At 68.8% G+C, this 14,279-nt stretch carries 14 protein-coding genes; 7 read left to right on the forward strand and 7 right to left on the reverse strand.

The window, feature by feature from the left end; all coding sequences use genetic code 11:
* Positions 1–5: 5 nt before the first annotated feature.
* The gene (locus CFREN_RS06245) at positions 6–1,352 is read left to right on the forward strand and encodes a lipase family protein (RefSeq protein WP_209653107.1); all 1,347 of its coding nucleotides are present in this window, start codon (positions 6–8) and stop codon (positions 1,350–1,352) included.
* A gap of 13 nt (positions 1,353–1,365) precedes the next feature.
* Here CFREN_RS06245 and CFREN_RS06250 read toward each other — a convergent pair whose 3' ends face one another.
* The gene (locus tag CFREN_RS06250; RefSeq protein WP_209653105.1) at positions 1,366–2,517 is read right to left on the reverse strand and encodes a PAC2 family protein; all 1,152 of its coding nucleotides are present in this window, start codon (positions 2,515–2,517) and stop codon (positions 1,366–1,368) included.
* A 176-nt stretch (positions 2,518–2,693) separates the two neighbouring features.
* Between CFREN_RS06250 and CFREN_RS06255 the strand changes: the two genes are divergently transcribed.
* Positions 2,694–3,905 (forward strand): DUF4192 family protein, encoded by a 1,212-nt coding sequence (locus CFREN_RS06255; RefSeq protein ID WP_209653103.1) that lies wholly within the window; start codon positions 2,694–2,696, stop codon positions 3,903–3,905.
* Here the strand turns inward: CFREN_RS06255 and galE are convergent.
* The 6 genes from galE to CFREN_RS06285 all read right to left on the reverse strand — a co-directional run bounded on the left by galE (position 3,862) and on the right by CFREN_RS06285 (position 9,751).
* Complete coding sequence (galE, locus tag CFREN_RS06260; RefSeq protein ID WP_209653100.1) at positions 3,862–4,845, reverse strand: UDP-glucose 4-epimerase GalE; 984 nt, start codon at positions 4,843–4,845, stop codon at positions 3,862–3,864. The genes CFREN_RS06255 and galE overlap by 44 nt on opposite strands.
* Positions 4,842–5,528: an iron-dependent transcriptional repressor DtxR gene (locus tag CFREN_RS06265; protein WP_070519942.1), complete on the reverse strand. Its 687-nt coding sequence runs from the start codon at positions 5,526–5,528 to the stop codon at positions 4,842–4,844. Before CFREN_RS06265 ends, galE begins: the two co-directional genes overlap by 4 nt.
* 222 nt (positions 5,529–5,750) lie before the next feature.
* Positions 5,751–6,740: a sigma-70 family RNA polymerase sigma factor gene (locus tag CFREN_RS06270; protein ID WP_035121912.1), complete on the reverse strand. Its 990-nt coding sequence runs from the start codon at positions 6,738–6,740 to the stop codon at positions 5,751–5,753.
* A gap of 293 nt (positions 6,741–7,033) precedes the next feature.
* On the reverse strand, positions 7,034–7,468 hold the full coding sequence (gene dtd, locus CFREN_RS06275) for a D-aminoacyl-tRNA deacylase (RefSeq protein ID WP_209653099.1): 435 nt from the start codon (positions 7,466–7,468) through the stop codon (positions 7,034–7,036).
* A gap of 82 nt (positions 7,469–7,550) precedes the next feature.
* On the reverse strand, positions 7,551–9,155 hold the full coding sequence (locus CFREN_RS06280; RefSeq protein ID WP_290252830.1) for a DUF7782 domain-containing protein: 1,605 nt from the start codon (positions 9,153–9,155) through the stop codon (positions 7,551–7,553).
* Positions 9,152–9,751: a DUF3099 domain-containing protein gene (locus CFREN_RS06285; protein ID WP_209653089.1), complete on the reverse strand. Its 600-nt coding sequence runs from the start codon at positions 9,749–9,751 to the stop codon at positions 9,152–9,154. Before CFREN_RS06285 ends, CFREN_RS06280 begins: the two co-directional genes overlap by 4 nt.
* A gap of 97 nt (positions 9,752–9,848) precedes the next feature.
* Here CFREN_RS06285 and CFREN_RS06290 point away from each other — a divergent pair, with 97 nt between their 5' ends.
* From CFREN_RS06290 to CFREN_RS06310, 5 genes are all read left to right on the forward strand, one after another.
* On the forward strand, positions 9,849–10,097 hold the full coding sequence (locus tag CFREN_RS06290) for a DUF3039 domain-containing protein (protein ID WP_209653087.1): 249 nt from the start codon (positions 9,849–9,851) through the stop codon (positions 10,095–10,097).
* A complete protein-coding gene (locus tag CFREN_RS06295; RefSeq protein ID WP_209653085.1) occupies positions 10,061–11,830 on the forward strand; it encodes a DEAD/DEAH box helicase in 1,770 nt (589 codons plus the stop codon). The genes CFREN_RS06290 and CFREN_RS06295 overlap by 37 nt, the downstream gene beginning before the upstream one ends.
* Positions 11,831–11,920: 90 nt before the next feature.
* Positions 11,921–12,472, forward strand: coding sequence for a hypothetical protein (locus CFREN_RS06300; protein ID WP_209653083.1), 552 nt, complete (start codon positions 11,921–11,923; stop codon positions 12,470–12,472).
* Between the two features lie 43 nt (positions 12,473–12,515).
* Positions 12,516–12,926, forward strand: a complete 411-nt coding sequence (locus CFREN_RS06305; RefSeq protein WP_070519953.1) for a hypothetical protein — start codon at positions 12,516–12,518, stop codon at positions 12,924–12,926.
* A gap of 6 nt (positions 12,927–12,932) precedes the next feature.
* Entirely contained in the window at positions 12,933–14,189 is a 1,257-nt protein-coding gene (locus tag CFREN_RS06310; RefSeq protein WP_070519954.1) for a DUF418 domain-containing protein, read from the forward strand.
* Positions 14,190–14,279 lie beyond the last annotated feature (90 nt).

Raw genomic sequence — 14,279 nt, forward strand, 5'->3', positions numbered from 1 at the left:
TTCATATGCAAACTGGAAACGGATTCAGGCGCACGGTGGCGGCGCTGGTGGCGGCGGGAATGTTCACGGCGACGGCGGGGGCGGTGCTTCCCGGCATTGCTTCGGCAGGCGATGGCGCGGCTGATGCGGCCTCGCTTTACGACGAAGACCTCCCCATCGTCGAAGCGGCCCCCGGGACCGTGCTGTCGTCTCGACCCGCCCCGTCGCCGTCGGGAAGCATCGGCGGCGGAAGCTCGGCCAACGGCTCGAGCGGAGGGGAATCGGTGGAGTACACGGCGCGGATCTTCAGGTTCGCCACCCGCGACGGCGCCGGCCGCGGTCGCGAGGTCGGGGGAGTCGTCGCCGTGCCGGACGTGCCGTGGGAGCACGAGGGGCCGCGGCCGACGGTAGTCGTCGCACCGGGCACCGTCGGACAGGCCGACAAGTGCGCGCCGTCGGCGACGTTCGGCGAAGAGGGCGGCGGACAGATCGACCAGGTCGAACCGCTGCTGGAGCAGGGTTTCCGCGTCGTGGTCACCGACTACATCGGGTTGGGTGCGCCGGGCGTGCACACCTACGTCAACCGCGTCGACCAGGGACAGACGGTCCTCGACGCCGCCCGCGCCGGCCTTGCCATCGACGGCCTGCCCGCCGACTCGCCGATCGCGTTGTGGGGTTACTCGCAGGGCGGCGGCGCCACCGCATCGGCCGCCGAGCTGGCGCAGACCTACGCGCCGGAACTCAACGTCGTGGTCACCTTCGCCGGCGCCCCGACGGCCGACCTGTCGCAGGTGCTCACCCGCATCGACGGCAACCTGATCATGGGGGCCATCGGCTACGCGGTCAACGGGTTCCTCGCCGCCGAGCCGCACCTGCGCCCGCTCATGGACGACATCGCGTCGCCCTACGGCAAGCGGATCCTGTCGGAGCTGTCGGAGGACTGCATCGACGATTCCGTGGCGCGCGTCGGCCTGCACCGCACGAACTCGTGGACGGTCGACGGCCGCTCGCTGTCGGATCACTTCGCCGAGCACCCGGAAATCGTCGAGGTCCTCGACCGCAACCGCATCGGCCGCCTGAAGCCGAATGCCCCGGTGCTGGTGCTCAACGGACGCAACGACGACGTCATCCCGTTCGGGCAGGCCGAGCAGCTGGCCCGCGACTGGTGCGCCCAGGGCGCCGAGGTCACGTTCGTGCCCGCCGAGATTCCCCGCCTCGCACCAGGTCTGGGCATCGGCCACGCCGCGCCCATGATGACCGGCTCGGAGCTGGCCACCCATTACCTGGCGGCGGCGTTCGGCATCGCGCTGAAGGAAGCCTCCGTCAACGGTTCCTCCTCCGACATCGAACTGCCGGGCGCCTGCCAGTTCTAGTCGGTCGTCAGTTCTAGAAGCGGAACCAGGGGCGGCGCGGACGTCGGCCACCCGGGTTGTCGGGACCGTCGGAATCATCGGAGTCGTCGGAGCCGTTGGAGTCGTCGGACTCGGTCGAGTCATCCGACTGCTCCGAACCGCGTGCATCGTCCGAATCGACGCCATCGGATCCGCGCACGTCGTCGTCCACGGCGTCATCGACCGAATCGGCGGGGGAGTCGGAGGCCTGCTCGTCGTCACGCGAAGGCTCGCCGATCTGCGACGCCAGGAACCGCTCGAACTCGGCGCCCAACTCATCGGCCGACGGCATGGTCCCGTCCTCCCGGACCAGCGGGTTCGACTCCAGCGTCGCGCGGCGGCGCTCCTCCTCGTCGTGCTGGCGCTCGAGCATGTGGACGATCCCGGCGACCTCCTCCGACTCCTGGGCCTGCGTGGCCAGCAGTTCGGCGACCTTGTCCGCCTCGCGTTCCAGGGCGGTCAGCGGAAAGTCCAGGTCACCGGCGTCGGCGACGGCCTCGAGCAGGCGCAACGCCGCCAACGGGTAGTCCGACGCCGCGACGTAATGCGGCACCTGGGCGGTGAAACCGCAGGTCTTGCGGCCGCGGCGGGTCAGCTCCAACTCGATGCGCAGGCTCGCCGCACCGGGCACCGTGACCCGCTGGCCCCACGTGCGGTGGCCGGACAGCAACTCGGGATCGTTGCCATGGGCGATGACGGTCAGCGGCCGCGTGTGCGGCACGGTCATCGGCGCTGAGTACAAGGACACGGTGCGCTGCACGTCGAAACGCTCCGCCAAGTCGGCGACCGCCTCGGAAAACGCGTCCCACCGCAGATCCGGCTCCGGGCCCGACAACAGCAGGAACGGCTTGCCCGCATTGTCGCGCACCACCTGCAGCGTCAGGTCCAAGTCGGCGCTTTCGGCGACCTCATCGCCCACCATGGTCACCGCCGGGCGGCGCGAACGGTAATCCACCAGTTCGTCGTTGTTGAAGTTCACCAGCGGCCGGTGGTCGAGCGCATCGGTGAGGTGACCTGCCGAACCCGCCACCGCCATCCCAGCGTCGGCGTAGCCCTGCAGGGCGATGACCATGGTCAGACCACCGTTTTTGGGCCCCACTTCCGGGGCGGGGAACTGCATTTCGTACATCTCGTGTCCCTCGTCCATGGTGTGCGCCTCCTTACTCACCGGTTCGGGTGAAACGTCGTGCCACTGTCGGCAACTGAACCGTGCAACCACCGTCGCCCCGCAGATATTCCACAGGACGGGTTTTCTCCACATTAGGCGGTTGCCGGACCGCTTTACGACGAGCCCCTCAGCGGCGCGTCACGCATCCTGCGGCCATGACCACACGAGGCCAAGACGCCGACCGGAATGCCCGCCCGCCGTACCCGATGGGGCCGACCATGAACCCCGCCGATGCCGTCGACATGCTGACCAACCTGCCCGGACTGCTGGGCTACCACCCGAGGGAATGCCTCGTGCTCGTCTTCGGCGACCGGTTCCTGTGCGAACCGGGGCCGGTGCTGGTGCGCGGCATCGACGGCGCGGACGTCGACGCCGTGCGCCTGGCGGCCGGCGAAATGGCCGCCGAAGGCCACGAGCGCGCCGACGTCTACGTGATTTCCGAAGCGTGGCCCGGCGGCGGTGACGGTGACTGCGGCGGTACGGATGACGGTACGGATGACGGTCGCGGCCTTCGTCGTCGGTGCGACGGAATCGTGGCGGCGCTGGAGGACTTCGACATCGACGTCGTGCAGTTCGCGGGAGTCGACGCCGTGTACGCCGGTGCGTCGGTGACCGATGCCGACGGGTACCTGCTCGGCGTCCTCGGCGACCCGGCGGTGTCCTGGGCCTCCGACAGGCTGCACTCGAGCGGAGAGGCCATCGCGGCGAACGTGGAATCGTTGCGGGAGCGGTTTCGCCCCGAACCCGCGGGCTTGCGGATCGCGGCGGGGGAGGCGTTGCGCCGCGCCGACGACGACGTCCGGGGGCTTCGGCGCGCCGACGGTGGGTCCGGGTCGCAGGCGATGGAGCTGGTGCGCGAGCATCACCTCGAATGGTTGTCCCTCGTCGGCGCGGTCGACCGGGGCGACATCAGCGTCGACGATGCGCTGACCGAACCGATGCACCTGCGCACCCTGGCCCGGCCGTTGGTCAGCTTGTTGCTGCGCGACCTGACCATGTGCGAGATCCTCGGCGACGCCGAAGACACCGTCCGGGCGCTGTGGCTCGGCTGCGCCCGCATCTTCCGGGGAACGGCGCGGGCCAACGCCCTGGCCTGCTACGCCATCGACCGCCACGTCCACGGCAACGCCACCATCGCCCGAGCCGCACTCGACGCGGCGCTGCTCACCGACCCCGGGCATTCGCTGTCCCAGCTGCTCCTGGTCGCCATGACCTCGGGGCGGGGCGAGGAAGCCCTTCGGTCGATGCTGGAGGCCACCACCGCCATCCTCGGTGAGGTGCATCCGGAAGACGGCGAGTACTGGTCCGACGAAAAACTGTCGATCAGCGGCGGGCGGAATGCGCGCGGTCGCCGAGGGACTCGGTGAACTTCCACGCGTCGGAGACGATGGTCTTCAGATCCGTCAACTTCGGATCCCACCCCAACTCGGAAATGGCGCGGGCGGACGAGGCGATGAGGGTCGCCGGGTCTCCGCCGCGGCGCGGGGCATCCTCCGCCGGGATCGGGTGGCCGGTTACCTCGCGGCAGGTGTCGATGACCTGGCGGACCGAGTACCCGTCGCCGGAGCCGAGGTTGAAGATGCGGTGCGTGCCCGCCTCATTCGAGCCCAACGCCAGCAGGTGGGCGTCGGCGAGGTCCTTGACGTGGATGTAGTCGCGCACCGCAGTGCCGTCGGCCGTCGGCCAGTCGTTGCCGAAGACCATGATCTTGTCGCGGTGGCCCAACGCCACCTGCAGCACCAGGGGGATGAGATGCGTTTCCACTACGCGGTTTTCGCCGTGGCCGTTCCACGCGCCGGCGACGTTGAAGTACCGCAGGCTCGTCGCCCCCAGCCCGTAGGCCCGGGCGTAGGAGGTGATGGCGTAGTCGATGGACAGCTTCGTCGCGCCGTACGCGTTGGTCGGGGCGGTGGGCATGTCCTCGGTGATCGGCACCTGCGTCGGCTCGCCGTAGGTCGCGGCGGTGGAGGAGAACACCAGGTTGTCCGTGTTCGTGTCGCGCATCGCGTCGAGCAACGTCAGCGTGGTGCCGACGTTGCCGTGCCAGTACTCCGCCGGCACCTCCACGGATTCTCCGACCAGGGAACGCGCCGCGAAATGCAGCACCCCGTCGAATGCGCCGTCGGAAAGCACGTCGCCGATGACGTCGGCGACGTTGGCCTCGATGAACTCGGCGCCTTCGGGCACGCCGTCGCGATTGCCCGTCGACAGATCGTCGAGGACCGTCACCTCGTGGCCCCCGGACAGCAGGACGGCGGCGGTCACGCCACCGACGTAACCGGCACCACCCGTCACCAGGAGTTTCACTTGTCGTGCACCACCATCACCGCGTGGGAGAGCGTATCCGGGATGTCCAGCGAATGATCGCCACGCGCCAACGTCACACGCCCCGGATGGAGCTCGACCTCGGCTTCGGCGCCCGGCATGATGCCGGCGGTGTGAAGCCGCTTCATGTAGGTCGGCTCGACCTGAAGAATCTCGTTGATCTGCAACACCGTCACATGGTGCGGGCCGCCCTCGGGCAGCTCGGACAGGCGGACGGCGTCGGCCGGCAGGTCAGCCGCGGCGGTCGAATCCAGTTCCTCCAGCCCCGGGATGGGGTTGCCGAACGGCGACACCGTGTGCTCGTCGAGGACGTCGAGCAGCTTGCGCTCGACCTCGTCGCTCATCACGTGCTCCCACCGGCAGGCCTCGTCGTGGACCTTGTCCCACTCCAGCCCGATGACGTCGGTGAGCAGGCGCTCCGCCAGCCGGTGCTTGCGCATAACCGCCGTCGCGCGGGCGCGGCCCTCCTCAGACAACTTCAAGCTGCGGTCCGGGGCGACCGACAGCAGGCCGTCGCGTTCCATGCGGGCCACCGTCTGGCTCACCGTCGGGCCGGACTGCTCCAGCCGCTCGGCGATTCGGGCACGCAGGGGGATGATGCCCTCTTCTTCGAGCTCGAAGACGGTGCGCAAATACATCTCCGTGGTGTCTACCAGGTCCTTCACTGCTGTCCTCCGGGGGCTCAAAACGTCTGCCCGCGCGCGTGCGCGGCGGCGCGCCGCGCCATCGACGTGGCGACGGGCGGCGCGAATACTTCAACAATAACCGCAACCGGGGTTCGTTTGTTCCCGACAAAGCGGCGCGCCCCGTCACCGAGCGGATGCGGTGACGGGGCGGCGGATGTTCCCGCGGGGATCCCGGCGACCGGGAACTCCGGGAAAGCGGGGCTATTTGGCGTAGGCGCGCAGCTTGTCGGCGCGCTCGCCCTCGCGCAGCTTGGCCATGACCTCGCGCTCGATCTGGCGGACGCGCTCGCGGGACAGGCCGAAGTGGCGGCCGATCTGATCGAGGGTGCGGGGCAGGCCGTCATCGAGGCCGTAGCGCAGCTTGATGACCTCCTGCTCCCGGATCTCCAGCGTCGACAGCACGCGGCGGACGTCGTGGTGGCGCAGCGACGCGACGACGGCCTCTTCGGCGTCGGTGGCCTCCGAGTCCTCGATGAAGTCGCCCAGCGGCGCTTCCTCGTCGGTGCCCACCGGCATGTCCAGGCTCACCGGGTCGCGGGACTGGCGCAGCAGCATTTCGATCTTGGCCTCGGGGATGCCGGACTCCTCGGCCAGCTCCTCGTTGGTGGCCTCGCGGCCCAGCTGCTGGTACAGCTCGCGCTTGATGCGGGAGATCTTGTTGACCTGCTCGACCAGGTGGACGGGCAGGCGGATGGTGCGCGACTGGTCGGCCATGCCGCGGGTGATGGCCTGGCGGATCCACCAGGTCGCGTACGTGGAGAACTTGAAGCCCTTGGTGTAGTCGAACTTCTCCATCGCGCGGATGAGACCAAGGTTGCCCTCCTGGATGAGGTCCAGCAGCGGCATGCCGCGGCCGGTGTAGCGCTTGGCCAGCGACACCACCAGGCGCAGGTTCGCTTCCAGCAGGTGAGCGCGGGCGGCCTTGCCGTCCTTGGCGATGATCTTCGCGTCGCGCTTCTTGGCGCGGGTCATCTTCGCGCCGGTCTTCAGCAGGTGTTCGGCGTAAACGCCGGCTTCAATGCGCTTGGAGAGTTCGACCTCTTCCTCCGCACTGAGCAAGGCCGTCTTGCCGATTCCGTTGAGGTACACGCGAACCAGATCCGCGGAAGGGTTGTTGTTGTTCCCGCTGCGGCGCCCGGTATCTCGCTCCCGGGTTTCGCGCTCGTCAGTTCGGACATCGGCACTAGTCATGTGATCCGGCCTTTCCTTGGGAAGTCGACGATCTCACCCGGTCCAACGGACCGGCGCCTCGGTTTGTTCCCGCCGCGGCATATCGGTGACGAGTCGAATGGGGGAATTCGGGTCGACCTTTGTGTTTCTTCGGCAAAACTGCAGGTGAAGTGCGTCACGTCGCCGATTTCGCACTACCGGGAAGCGTTCCACGTCGTCTTTTGGTGCCCCATTTCGGGGGAGGGGCAATGCTTTACGACGGTGACACCTGGGAACGGTTCAGTGTGCCGACGCCAGGCTCGACGGGTGTCGGATCAACATTCCACGAGCACGGTAAAGGGACCGGAGTTGACCGACTCGACGTCCATCATCGCCCCGAACCGTCCCTCGGCGACCTCGAGGCCGCGTTCGCGCAGTCGGCCGACGATCTTCGCGATGACCGGCTCGGCCACCTCACCCGGTGCGGCGTCGGTCCACGACGGTCTGCGGCCCTTCTTCGTCGCGCCCATGAGCGTGAACTGGCTGACCACCAGAACCGGAGCGCCCACGTCGACGGCCGACTTCTCGCCGTCGAGGATGCGCAATTCGGCGATCTTGCGCGCCATCGTCTCCCACGCGTCCGGATCGTCGTCCCGCCCGACGCCGACGAGGGCGAGCAGCCCGCCGGTGTCGCCGCCGTCGATTTCCCCGACGACTTCTCCGTCGACGCGCACCGCCGCACGCGTCACCCTGGTCACGACCGCCTTCATGTGTTCGCCGTCTCCTTCTCGTTGGTCTCGTTCGGCTGGTTGGTTTCGTTCGACGCGCTTGTGGCCGCGTCAGGCGCGTCGGCTACTCGTCGTGGGCGTCGGCGTCGTCAAGCAACTCGGCCGGCAACAGCAGCCCATGCCGGACCAGGTCGACGACGACGGGGACGAGCGCCTCCTTGACGTCGTCGAGGCCGTCCTCCGGAAGCGCTCCGAGCATGGCCATGACGTCGAGCACCGTCGCCAGCGGCGCGTCCGGAGTGATCGCGGACAGGATGCGCACGACGGCGTCATCGGTGTCATGGCTCCATCGCGGCCCATCGGTGCGGGTGATGCGCAGGGCGGCGGGGGAGAAGCCCTGCTCCGGATCGGCCTCGGTGCCGGCCAGCTCGACTCGCTCGACGGCCACGCCCGGCCGGACCCGGTACCGGGCGTCGAGAATGTCCCCGGCGTTTCGGTCGCGCAGCCAGGCGGTGCGCAGCAACCACTCGGCCGCCTCGTCGCGGAACGGCCCACCCAACGGCTGTGGCATGTCCTCGCACGTGATCGACGAAGGCCCGTCGACGCGCTGCAGCGTGATGTAGCCGAAACCGATGCCCACGACGTCGTTGGCGGCGAAATGGTCGAGCCACCGGCGGGTCTTCGCCCGGCCCCCGGCGCTCCGCGGGTCGATGGACTCGTCGCGAAGCCACGTGCCCACGTAGGCGGCCGGGTCGACGACGTCGCGCTGGATGATCCACGCCTCGACGCCCTCCTTCGGCAACCACGACGCCACGCGAGAGGCCCAATCCGCCCCATCGCCGGAATCGACGTGCGCCCACGCGCCCAGCAGATGCGCGGTGCCGTCGGGCTCGAGGTGATCCGGCACCTCGCGCAACATCAACTCGGTGGCGCCGTCGAGGTCGAGACCGGAGTCGCGGTAGACGTGGCCGACCTCCGGCACGCCGACGACGAACGGCGGGTTGGCGACGATGCGGTCGAAACGGCGACCCGCCACCGGCTGGAACCACGAGCCGACCAGAACCTCCGAGGAGTCGGCCAGACCCGCCGCGGCCAGCGTCGCCTCCGCGAACAGGCACGCCCTGGGGTGGACGTCGGTGGCCGTGATGGAACCGGCGCCATGCTGTCCGAGCGCCTGCACCCCGCATCCGGCCCCCAGATCCAGGGCGGAGCCGACGGGATCCATCGGCGTGATGTCCAACAGGGACCGCGATGCCCGGCCCACCCCCAGAACGTGGTCCGGGCCGGGAACATGATCGGTCATGGAGGCGTCGCGGTCGGAGAAGACCAGCCGCTCCACGCCGTCGACCTCCACGGGGCGCGCATCGATGGCCGCGGCATGACGGGGGTGCTGCCCCGCGTCTCCGACGTTGCGCAGCACTCCGCAGCGAATGCAGTCGGCGACGAGTTCTTCACCCAGCCACGGCACCAGGTCCACGGCATCTCCCACGATGAACGCGGAGACGACCGCGGCCAGCCCCGGCCGGTCCAACGCGAGATCGATCTTGCACACCACCGCCTCCGGTTCGCCCCGGTCGAGGGCGGCCAGGCCGTCGTCGTCAAGCAACTGACGCAGGCCGGACACCCCGTAGCCCAAGCCGCGCAACGCATCGGCCAAACGCGGGGCGAGGGCCGGCAGCCCGGCAAGCTCCTCGTCCGAGGGCGGGGTCACGATCGGATCGGTGCTCACTTCTTGCGGTTCTCCCGTGATTCGGTGGTTGGGTTCTGGTCGGCGTCGGCCGGGTCATCTGCGTCCGCGTCATCGTCTTCCATGTCGATGATCATCGACGGATCGATACCCCCGTAGGGGCCGACGCCGACCTCGTCGCCGCGAACGGCCGGCAAATTCACGTCGCGCGGATCGGCGTCGGAATCGCTGGTGGCACCGGACCCGCCGGCGGTCAGGGCGTGGGAGGGGCCGTCGGAAAGCCGGGCCAGCCGTTCCCGCTGCGCCTCCTCCCACCTGCGATTCTGCTCGCGCACGACGCCCGGCTTGTACACCCGCGGCGACCGCTTGTCCGCCGGCTCACCCACGCCATTGGCGATGACCACAGCAACCCACGGCATCGGCACCGACAACACGGTGAGGATCGCCGCCAACCACGCCAGGTCCCACCACAAAAACGCGGCGGCGGCCAGCAACAGCAACGGAATGCGCGACCACTGCAACACCGCGTAGGTGTGCCGACGGTAGTTGTAGTTGCGAATGCGGGACTGCCGCGCGTCCGTGATCAGCACCGCTTCGGGGCCGCGCCTGCCCCGGCGGTTCGTCCGCCGATTCGCCATGGCCACAACGGTACTCGCCGCGCAAACTCCCGCAGTGCCGGGCCGGTTCCGGGGCCGGGCGCCTGCCGATCCGGCCGATGGTGCACAATCGGGAACCGTGAGCACGCCCCTGAAGACCACGAAGACCATCGAACGGACCGACACCCGCGTCGACGAGACGACGCGCGATGACACCCCGAAGTTCTTCCATTACGTCAAGAAGGACCGGATCGTCGACTCCGCCGTGTCGGGCAGCTACGTCGTCGCCCTGTGCGGCGAAACGTTCCCGGTGACCAAGTCGGCCAAGCCCGGCTCGCCGGTGTGCCCGGAATGCGAGCGGATCTACAAGACCCTCCGCCGCAAGTGAGCGGCCTGCGCAAATGGCAGCAGGAGGCGCTGGACAAGTACCTGTCCACCAACCCGCGTGACTTCCTCGCGGTGGCGACCCCCGGCGCGGGCAAGACGACATTCGCGCTGCGCATCGCCGCCGAGCTGCTGGCCCGCCGAATCGTCGAGCGGGTGATCGTCGTCGTGCCCACCGAGCATCTGAAGGTGCAGTGGGCGGAGTCGGCGGCGCGGTCGGGCATCGCGCTGGACCCGGCGTTCACCAACGCCAAGGGAGTGGTCAACCCGGCCTACCACGGCATCGTGGTGACGTACGCCCAGGTGGCGGTGCACCCGTTCAAGCATCGCGCCGTCGCCGATGCGCGGCCGACGCTGGTGATCCTCGACGAGGTCCACCACGGCGGTGACGCGAAGAGCTGGGGCGACGGCATCGCCGAGGCGTACGGGGGTGCGGAGCGCCGTCTGTGCCTGACGGGTACGCCGTTTCGTTCCGACGACGCCGCGATTCCGTTCGTGCGGTACGCCGAAGACGGTGAGGGGCATCTGAAGTCCGTCGCCGACCACGTCTACGGGTACGCCGACGCTCTGCGCGACGGGGTGGTTCGCCCGGTGGTGTTCCTGGCGTATTCGGGCGAGGCCCGGTGGCGGGACTCGGCCGGCGAGGAGTTCGCGGCGCGGCTGGGCACGATCATGAGCCCGGAGGAGACGACCCGGGCGTGGCGCACGGCGCTGGACCCGGGCGGCGATTGGATTCCGTCGGTGCTGCGGGCCGCGCACACGCGGTTGCTGCAGATGCGCAAGCACATTCCGGACGCCGGCGGGTTGGTCATCGCCACGGATGCGACGACCGCGCGCGCCTACAAGCGGGTGCTGGAGCAGCTCAGTTCCACTCCGGTGGCGTTGGTGCTTTCCGACGAACCGGGTTCGTCGGAGCGGATCCAGACGTTCTCCGATTCCACCGACGAGTGGATGGTCGCGGTGCGCATGGTGTCCGAGGGCGTCGACGTGCCCCGGTTGGCGGTGGGCGTGTATGCGACCAGTTCGTCGACGCCGCTGTTTTTCGCGCAGGCCATCGGCCGGTTCGTTCGTTCGCGCCGCCCCGGCGAGACCGCGTCGGTGTTCCTGCCGTCGGTGCCGGTGCTGCTGGATTTGGCGTCGCAGATGGAGGTCCAGCGCAACCATGTGTTGGGCAAGCCGCACCGTCCGAGCGAGGGTTGGGACGATGACCTGGTCGCCGAGGCCAACCGCACCCGCAACGAGCCCGATGAGCTGCCGGCCTACGAGTCGTTGGGGGCCGACGCGGAGCTCGACTATCTCATCTACGACGGTTCCTCCTACGGCACGGCCACAATGGCCGGTTCGGAGGAGGAGGCCGATTACCTGGGCTTGCCGGGGCTTCTCGACGCGGAGTCGATGCGCACTCTGCTGCGGAAGCGCCAGGAGGAGCAGTTGAAGGCGTCGACGGCGAAGGCCGAGCACGAACGGAAGACGGGTGAGCTCGACGCGGCGGAAGCGAAGCCCGAGTCCGGTGGCGCGCCGGAGGTGCCCATGCCCCGGCCGGGCGGGGTGGCCAGCGACGTGATCCCGAAGTTGCGCAAGGAGCTCAACACCCTCGTCGCCATGACGGCGGCGCGCACGGGCCGCAAGCACGGGCAGATCCACAACGAGGTGCGCCGCAACTGCGGTGGCCCGCCGACCGCCCTGTGCACGGAGCAGCAGTTGCGCGACCGCATCGGTTACCTGCGCAACTGGTGATGACGCCCGGCGCGCCGGGCCGGGTGGGGTACCGTTGGCACCCGCAGGAGAATGAGCCGCAGGAGTCAACCACCGCAGGAAGGAATCCCGATGTCGCGACCCGATAACGCCGGATACGACCCGTTCGACACGCCGCAGCCCGGGCAGGGGCAGGGATTCCCGGGCGCCCAGGGCTTCGACGCCGGTGCCGGCTACCAGGGCAGCTACGACTATTCGTCGAACAATCCGTACCAGGCGCCCGTCGGTCAGCCGATGGCGCCGATGGCCTCGACGGCTCCGGCGGTGTCGACGGGTACGGGCCTGGCGGTCACGGCGCTGATCCTTGGTTTGCTCTCCATCCCGCTGGCGCCCGTGATTTTCGGCGGTGTGCTGGCCATCGCGGCGATCGTCTTCGCCATCTTCGCCCTGCGCGCCGCGTCGAAGGCCCGCAAGCTCGGACCGGTGCAGACCGGCGGCACCACGGCGATGTCGATTCTCGGCATCATTTTTTCGCTCGTCGGGTTGTTCATCGCCGCCTTCATGCTCTGGGCGGTGTGGCTGGGTGCCGGCGCGGTCTCGGGGTGCGAGCACCTCATCGACGACCCTGATGCGTTCGATGCGTGCGTCGAGGACGAGATCTTCGACCGCCTCGGACTGAACTGATCCTTCCCCGTCTGACCTTTCGACCAACAGGAGCACCACCGCAATGAGCAATCTCGCCACCGACGGATACGGGCCCGACGGCATCGACGGTTCGTCCGTCGGTCGCCAGCTCGGACTCATTTCCCTGGTCACGGGTCTCGGCGGGCTCATCACGTCGGCGTTCATCATCGGTGCGCCGGTGGGCGCGGTCGCGGTGATTCTCGGGCTCATCGCGATCGTGAAGTCCATCCGCGCGCACAAGCGCATCGAGGCCGCCGGCCGCGAACCCCGCACGGGCGGCGCGTTCGGCATGGGCCTCATCGGAGTCATCACCGGCGCATTGGCCATCGCCATTTCGTTGGCGCTGATCGTCGCCGCGCAAAACGTCATCGAAGAAGCCGACGAAAAGTGCGGCCACCTGGGCAACACCACACCGGAGTACCTCGAGTGCGTGCGCGATAACGTCGGACGGTAGCGGACGATGGAGCGAATCCTGGCGCCGGACGTGGCGCGCGGCTTCATGCTGCTGGGCATCGCCGTGGCCAATGCGGTGACGGCGTGGCTGATGATGGGCTCGCCGTCGACGGGGGACGAGCGCTCCCTGCCGACCGACGAATTCGTCATCGTGCTCAACGACGTCCTCGTGCACACCCGCGGGCTGCCGATGTTCGCGACGCTGTTCGGCTACGGCATCGGCATGCTGGTCATGCGCGAGTACCGGCGCTGCGCCCCGTGGCCTGCGGCGCGGGCGCTGTTGTTGAAGAGGTACGGGTGGTTGGCGCTGTTCGGAGTCATCCACGCGATCTTTCTTTTCTTCGGCGACATTCTGCTCCTGTACTCGCTGTTGGGGCTCATCGTCACGTTCCTCGTGCCGCTGAAGAACAGGACGCTGCTGTGGATCGCCGGCGTGCTCGGCGTGGTGTCCATCGGGATCAGTTTCCTCACCGCCGGAATGAACGGTGACATCGAAGACGCCGTGTTCTCCGGCGCCGACGACACCTTGCTGCCCTTCATGGGCGAAGGCTTCGTGGGCCAACAGCTCGTCGTCGGCGTCATCGCCGTCGTGTCCTCGCCTTTCGTCATTGCGATCGCCGGGCCGCAGCTGATGGCGCTGATGCTCGTCGGTCTCGTCGCCGCCCGGATGCGGGTGCTGGAGGAATCGGCCGCTCACGTTCGGCTGCTGTCCATCGTCGCCGCCTTCGGCATCACCGCCGCAGTGGTCACCGGTGTGCCGGCGGGACTGGACACGCTCGGGGTCGTCGACGCGGCCTGGACGCAGGGGCTCAGCGACGCCGCCGGCCTGTTCGCCGGTCCGGGGCTCGTCGCCCTCATCGCGCTGGTGTGCCTGCCGACGCAGCGCCGCATCCGCGAGGCCGCCGCCCGGGGCGACACCCTCGCGCCGCCGTTGCCCCTGGGCATGTTGCAGGCGCTGGGCCAGCGGTCCATGTCCGGCTACGTCACCCAGTCGGTGTTGTTCCTCGTGCTCGCCGGATCGTGGAGCCTGGACCTGTTCACCGATGAGTCGGTGACCATCATCTGCCTGTGGGCCACCGGCGTGTGGCTGTTCACCCTCATCGCCGCATGGCTGCTGGCCAAGGCGGACAAGCCCGGGCCGCTGGAGGCCGTCCACCGGCGCCTGACCTACGGGTCGAAGAACGGAAAGGGCGGGCGTCGCCAAGCAATGCCGCCCATGCCGGGACCGCACGCCGGAGGAGCGCCGGGCGCGGCAACACCCTGATTCGGGGGCACCCTCGGGCGGTGATAGGCCACGGTTGTCAATGCGATATTGTGGGTTTGTACCACGTTCATCCGGCGCCGTGACGGACTA

This window comes from Corynebacterium freneyi (genome assembly GCF_030408835.1).
GTDB classification, from domain to species: domain Bacteria; phylum Actinomycetota; class Actinomycetes; order Mycobacteriales; family Mycobacteriaceae; genus Corynebacterium; species Corynebacterium freneyi.

Coding starts and splice junctions, on each gene's coding strand:
- CFREN_RS06245 (WP_209653107.1), top strand. CDS start 6: ATGCAAACTGGAAACGGATTCAGGCGCACGGTGGCGGCGCTGGTGGCG.
- CFREN_RS06250 (WP_209653105.1), bottom strand. CDS start 2,517: ATGGACGAGGGACACGAGATGTACGAAATGCAGTTCCCCGCCCCGGAA.
- CFREN_RS06255 (WP_209653103.1), top strand. CDS start 2,694: ATGACCACACGAGGCCAAGACGCCGACCGGAATGCCCGCCCGCCGTAC.
- CFREN_RS06270 (WP_035121912.1), bottom strand. CDS start 6,740: ATGACTAGTGCCGATGTCCGAACTGACGAGCGCGAAACCCGGGAGCGA.
- dtd (WP_209653099.1), bottom strand. CDS start 7,468: ATGAAGGCGGTCGTGACCAGGGTGACGCGTGCGGCGGTGCGCGTCGAC.
- CFREN_RS06285 (WP_209653089.1), bottom strand. CDS start 9,751: ATGGCGAATCGGCGGACGAACCGCCGGGGCAGGCGCGGCCCCGAAGCG.
- CFREN_RS06295 (WP_209653085.1), top strand. CDS start 10,061: ATGCGAGCGGATCTACAAGACCCTCCGCCGCAAGTGAGCGGCCTGCGC.
- CFREN_RS06300 (WP_209653083.1), top strand. CDS start 11,921: ATGTCGCGACCCGATAACGCCGGATACGACCCGTTCGACACGCCGCAG.
- CFREN_RS06305 (WP_070519953.1), top strand. CDS start 12,516: ATGAGCAATCTCGCCACCGACGGATACGGGCCCGACGGCATCGACGGT.
- CFREN_RS06310 (WP_070519954.1), top strand. CDS start 12,933: ATGGAGCGAATCCTGGCGCCGGACGTGGCGCGCGGCTTCATGCTGCTG.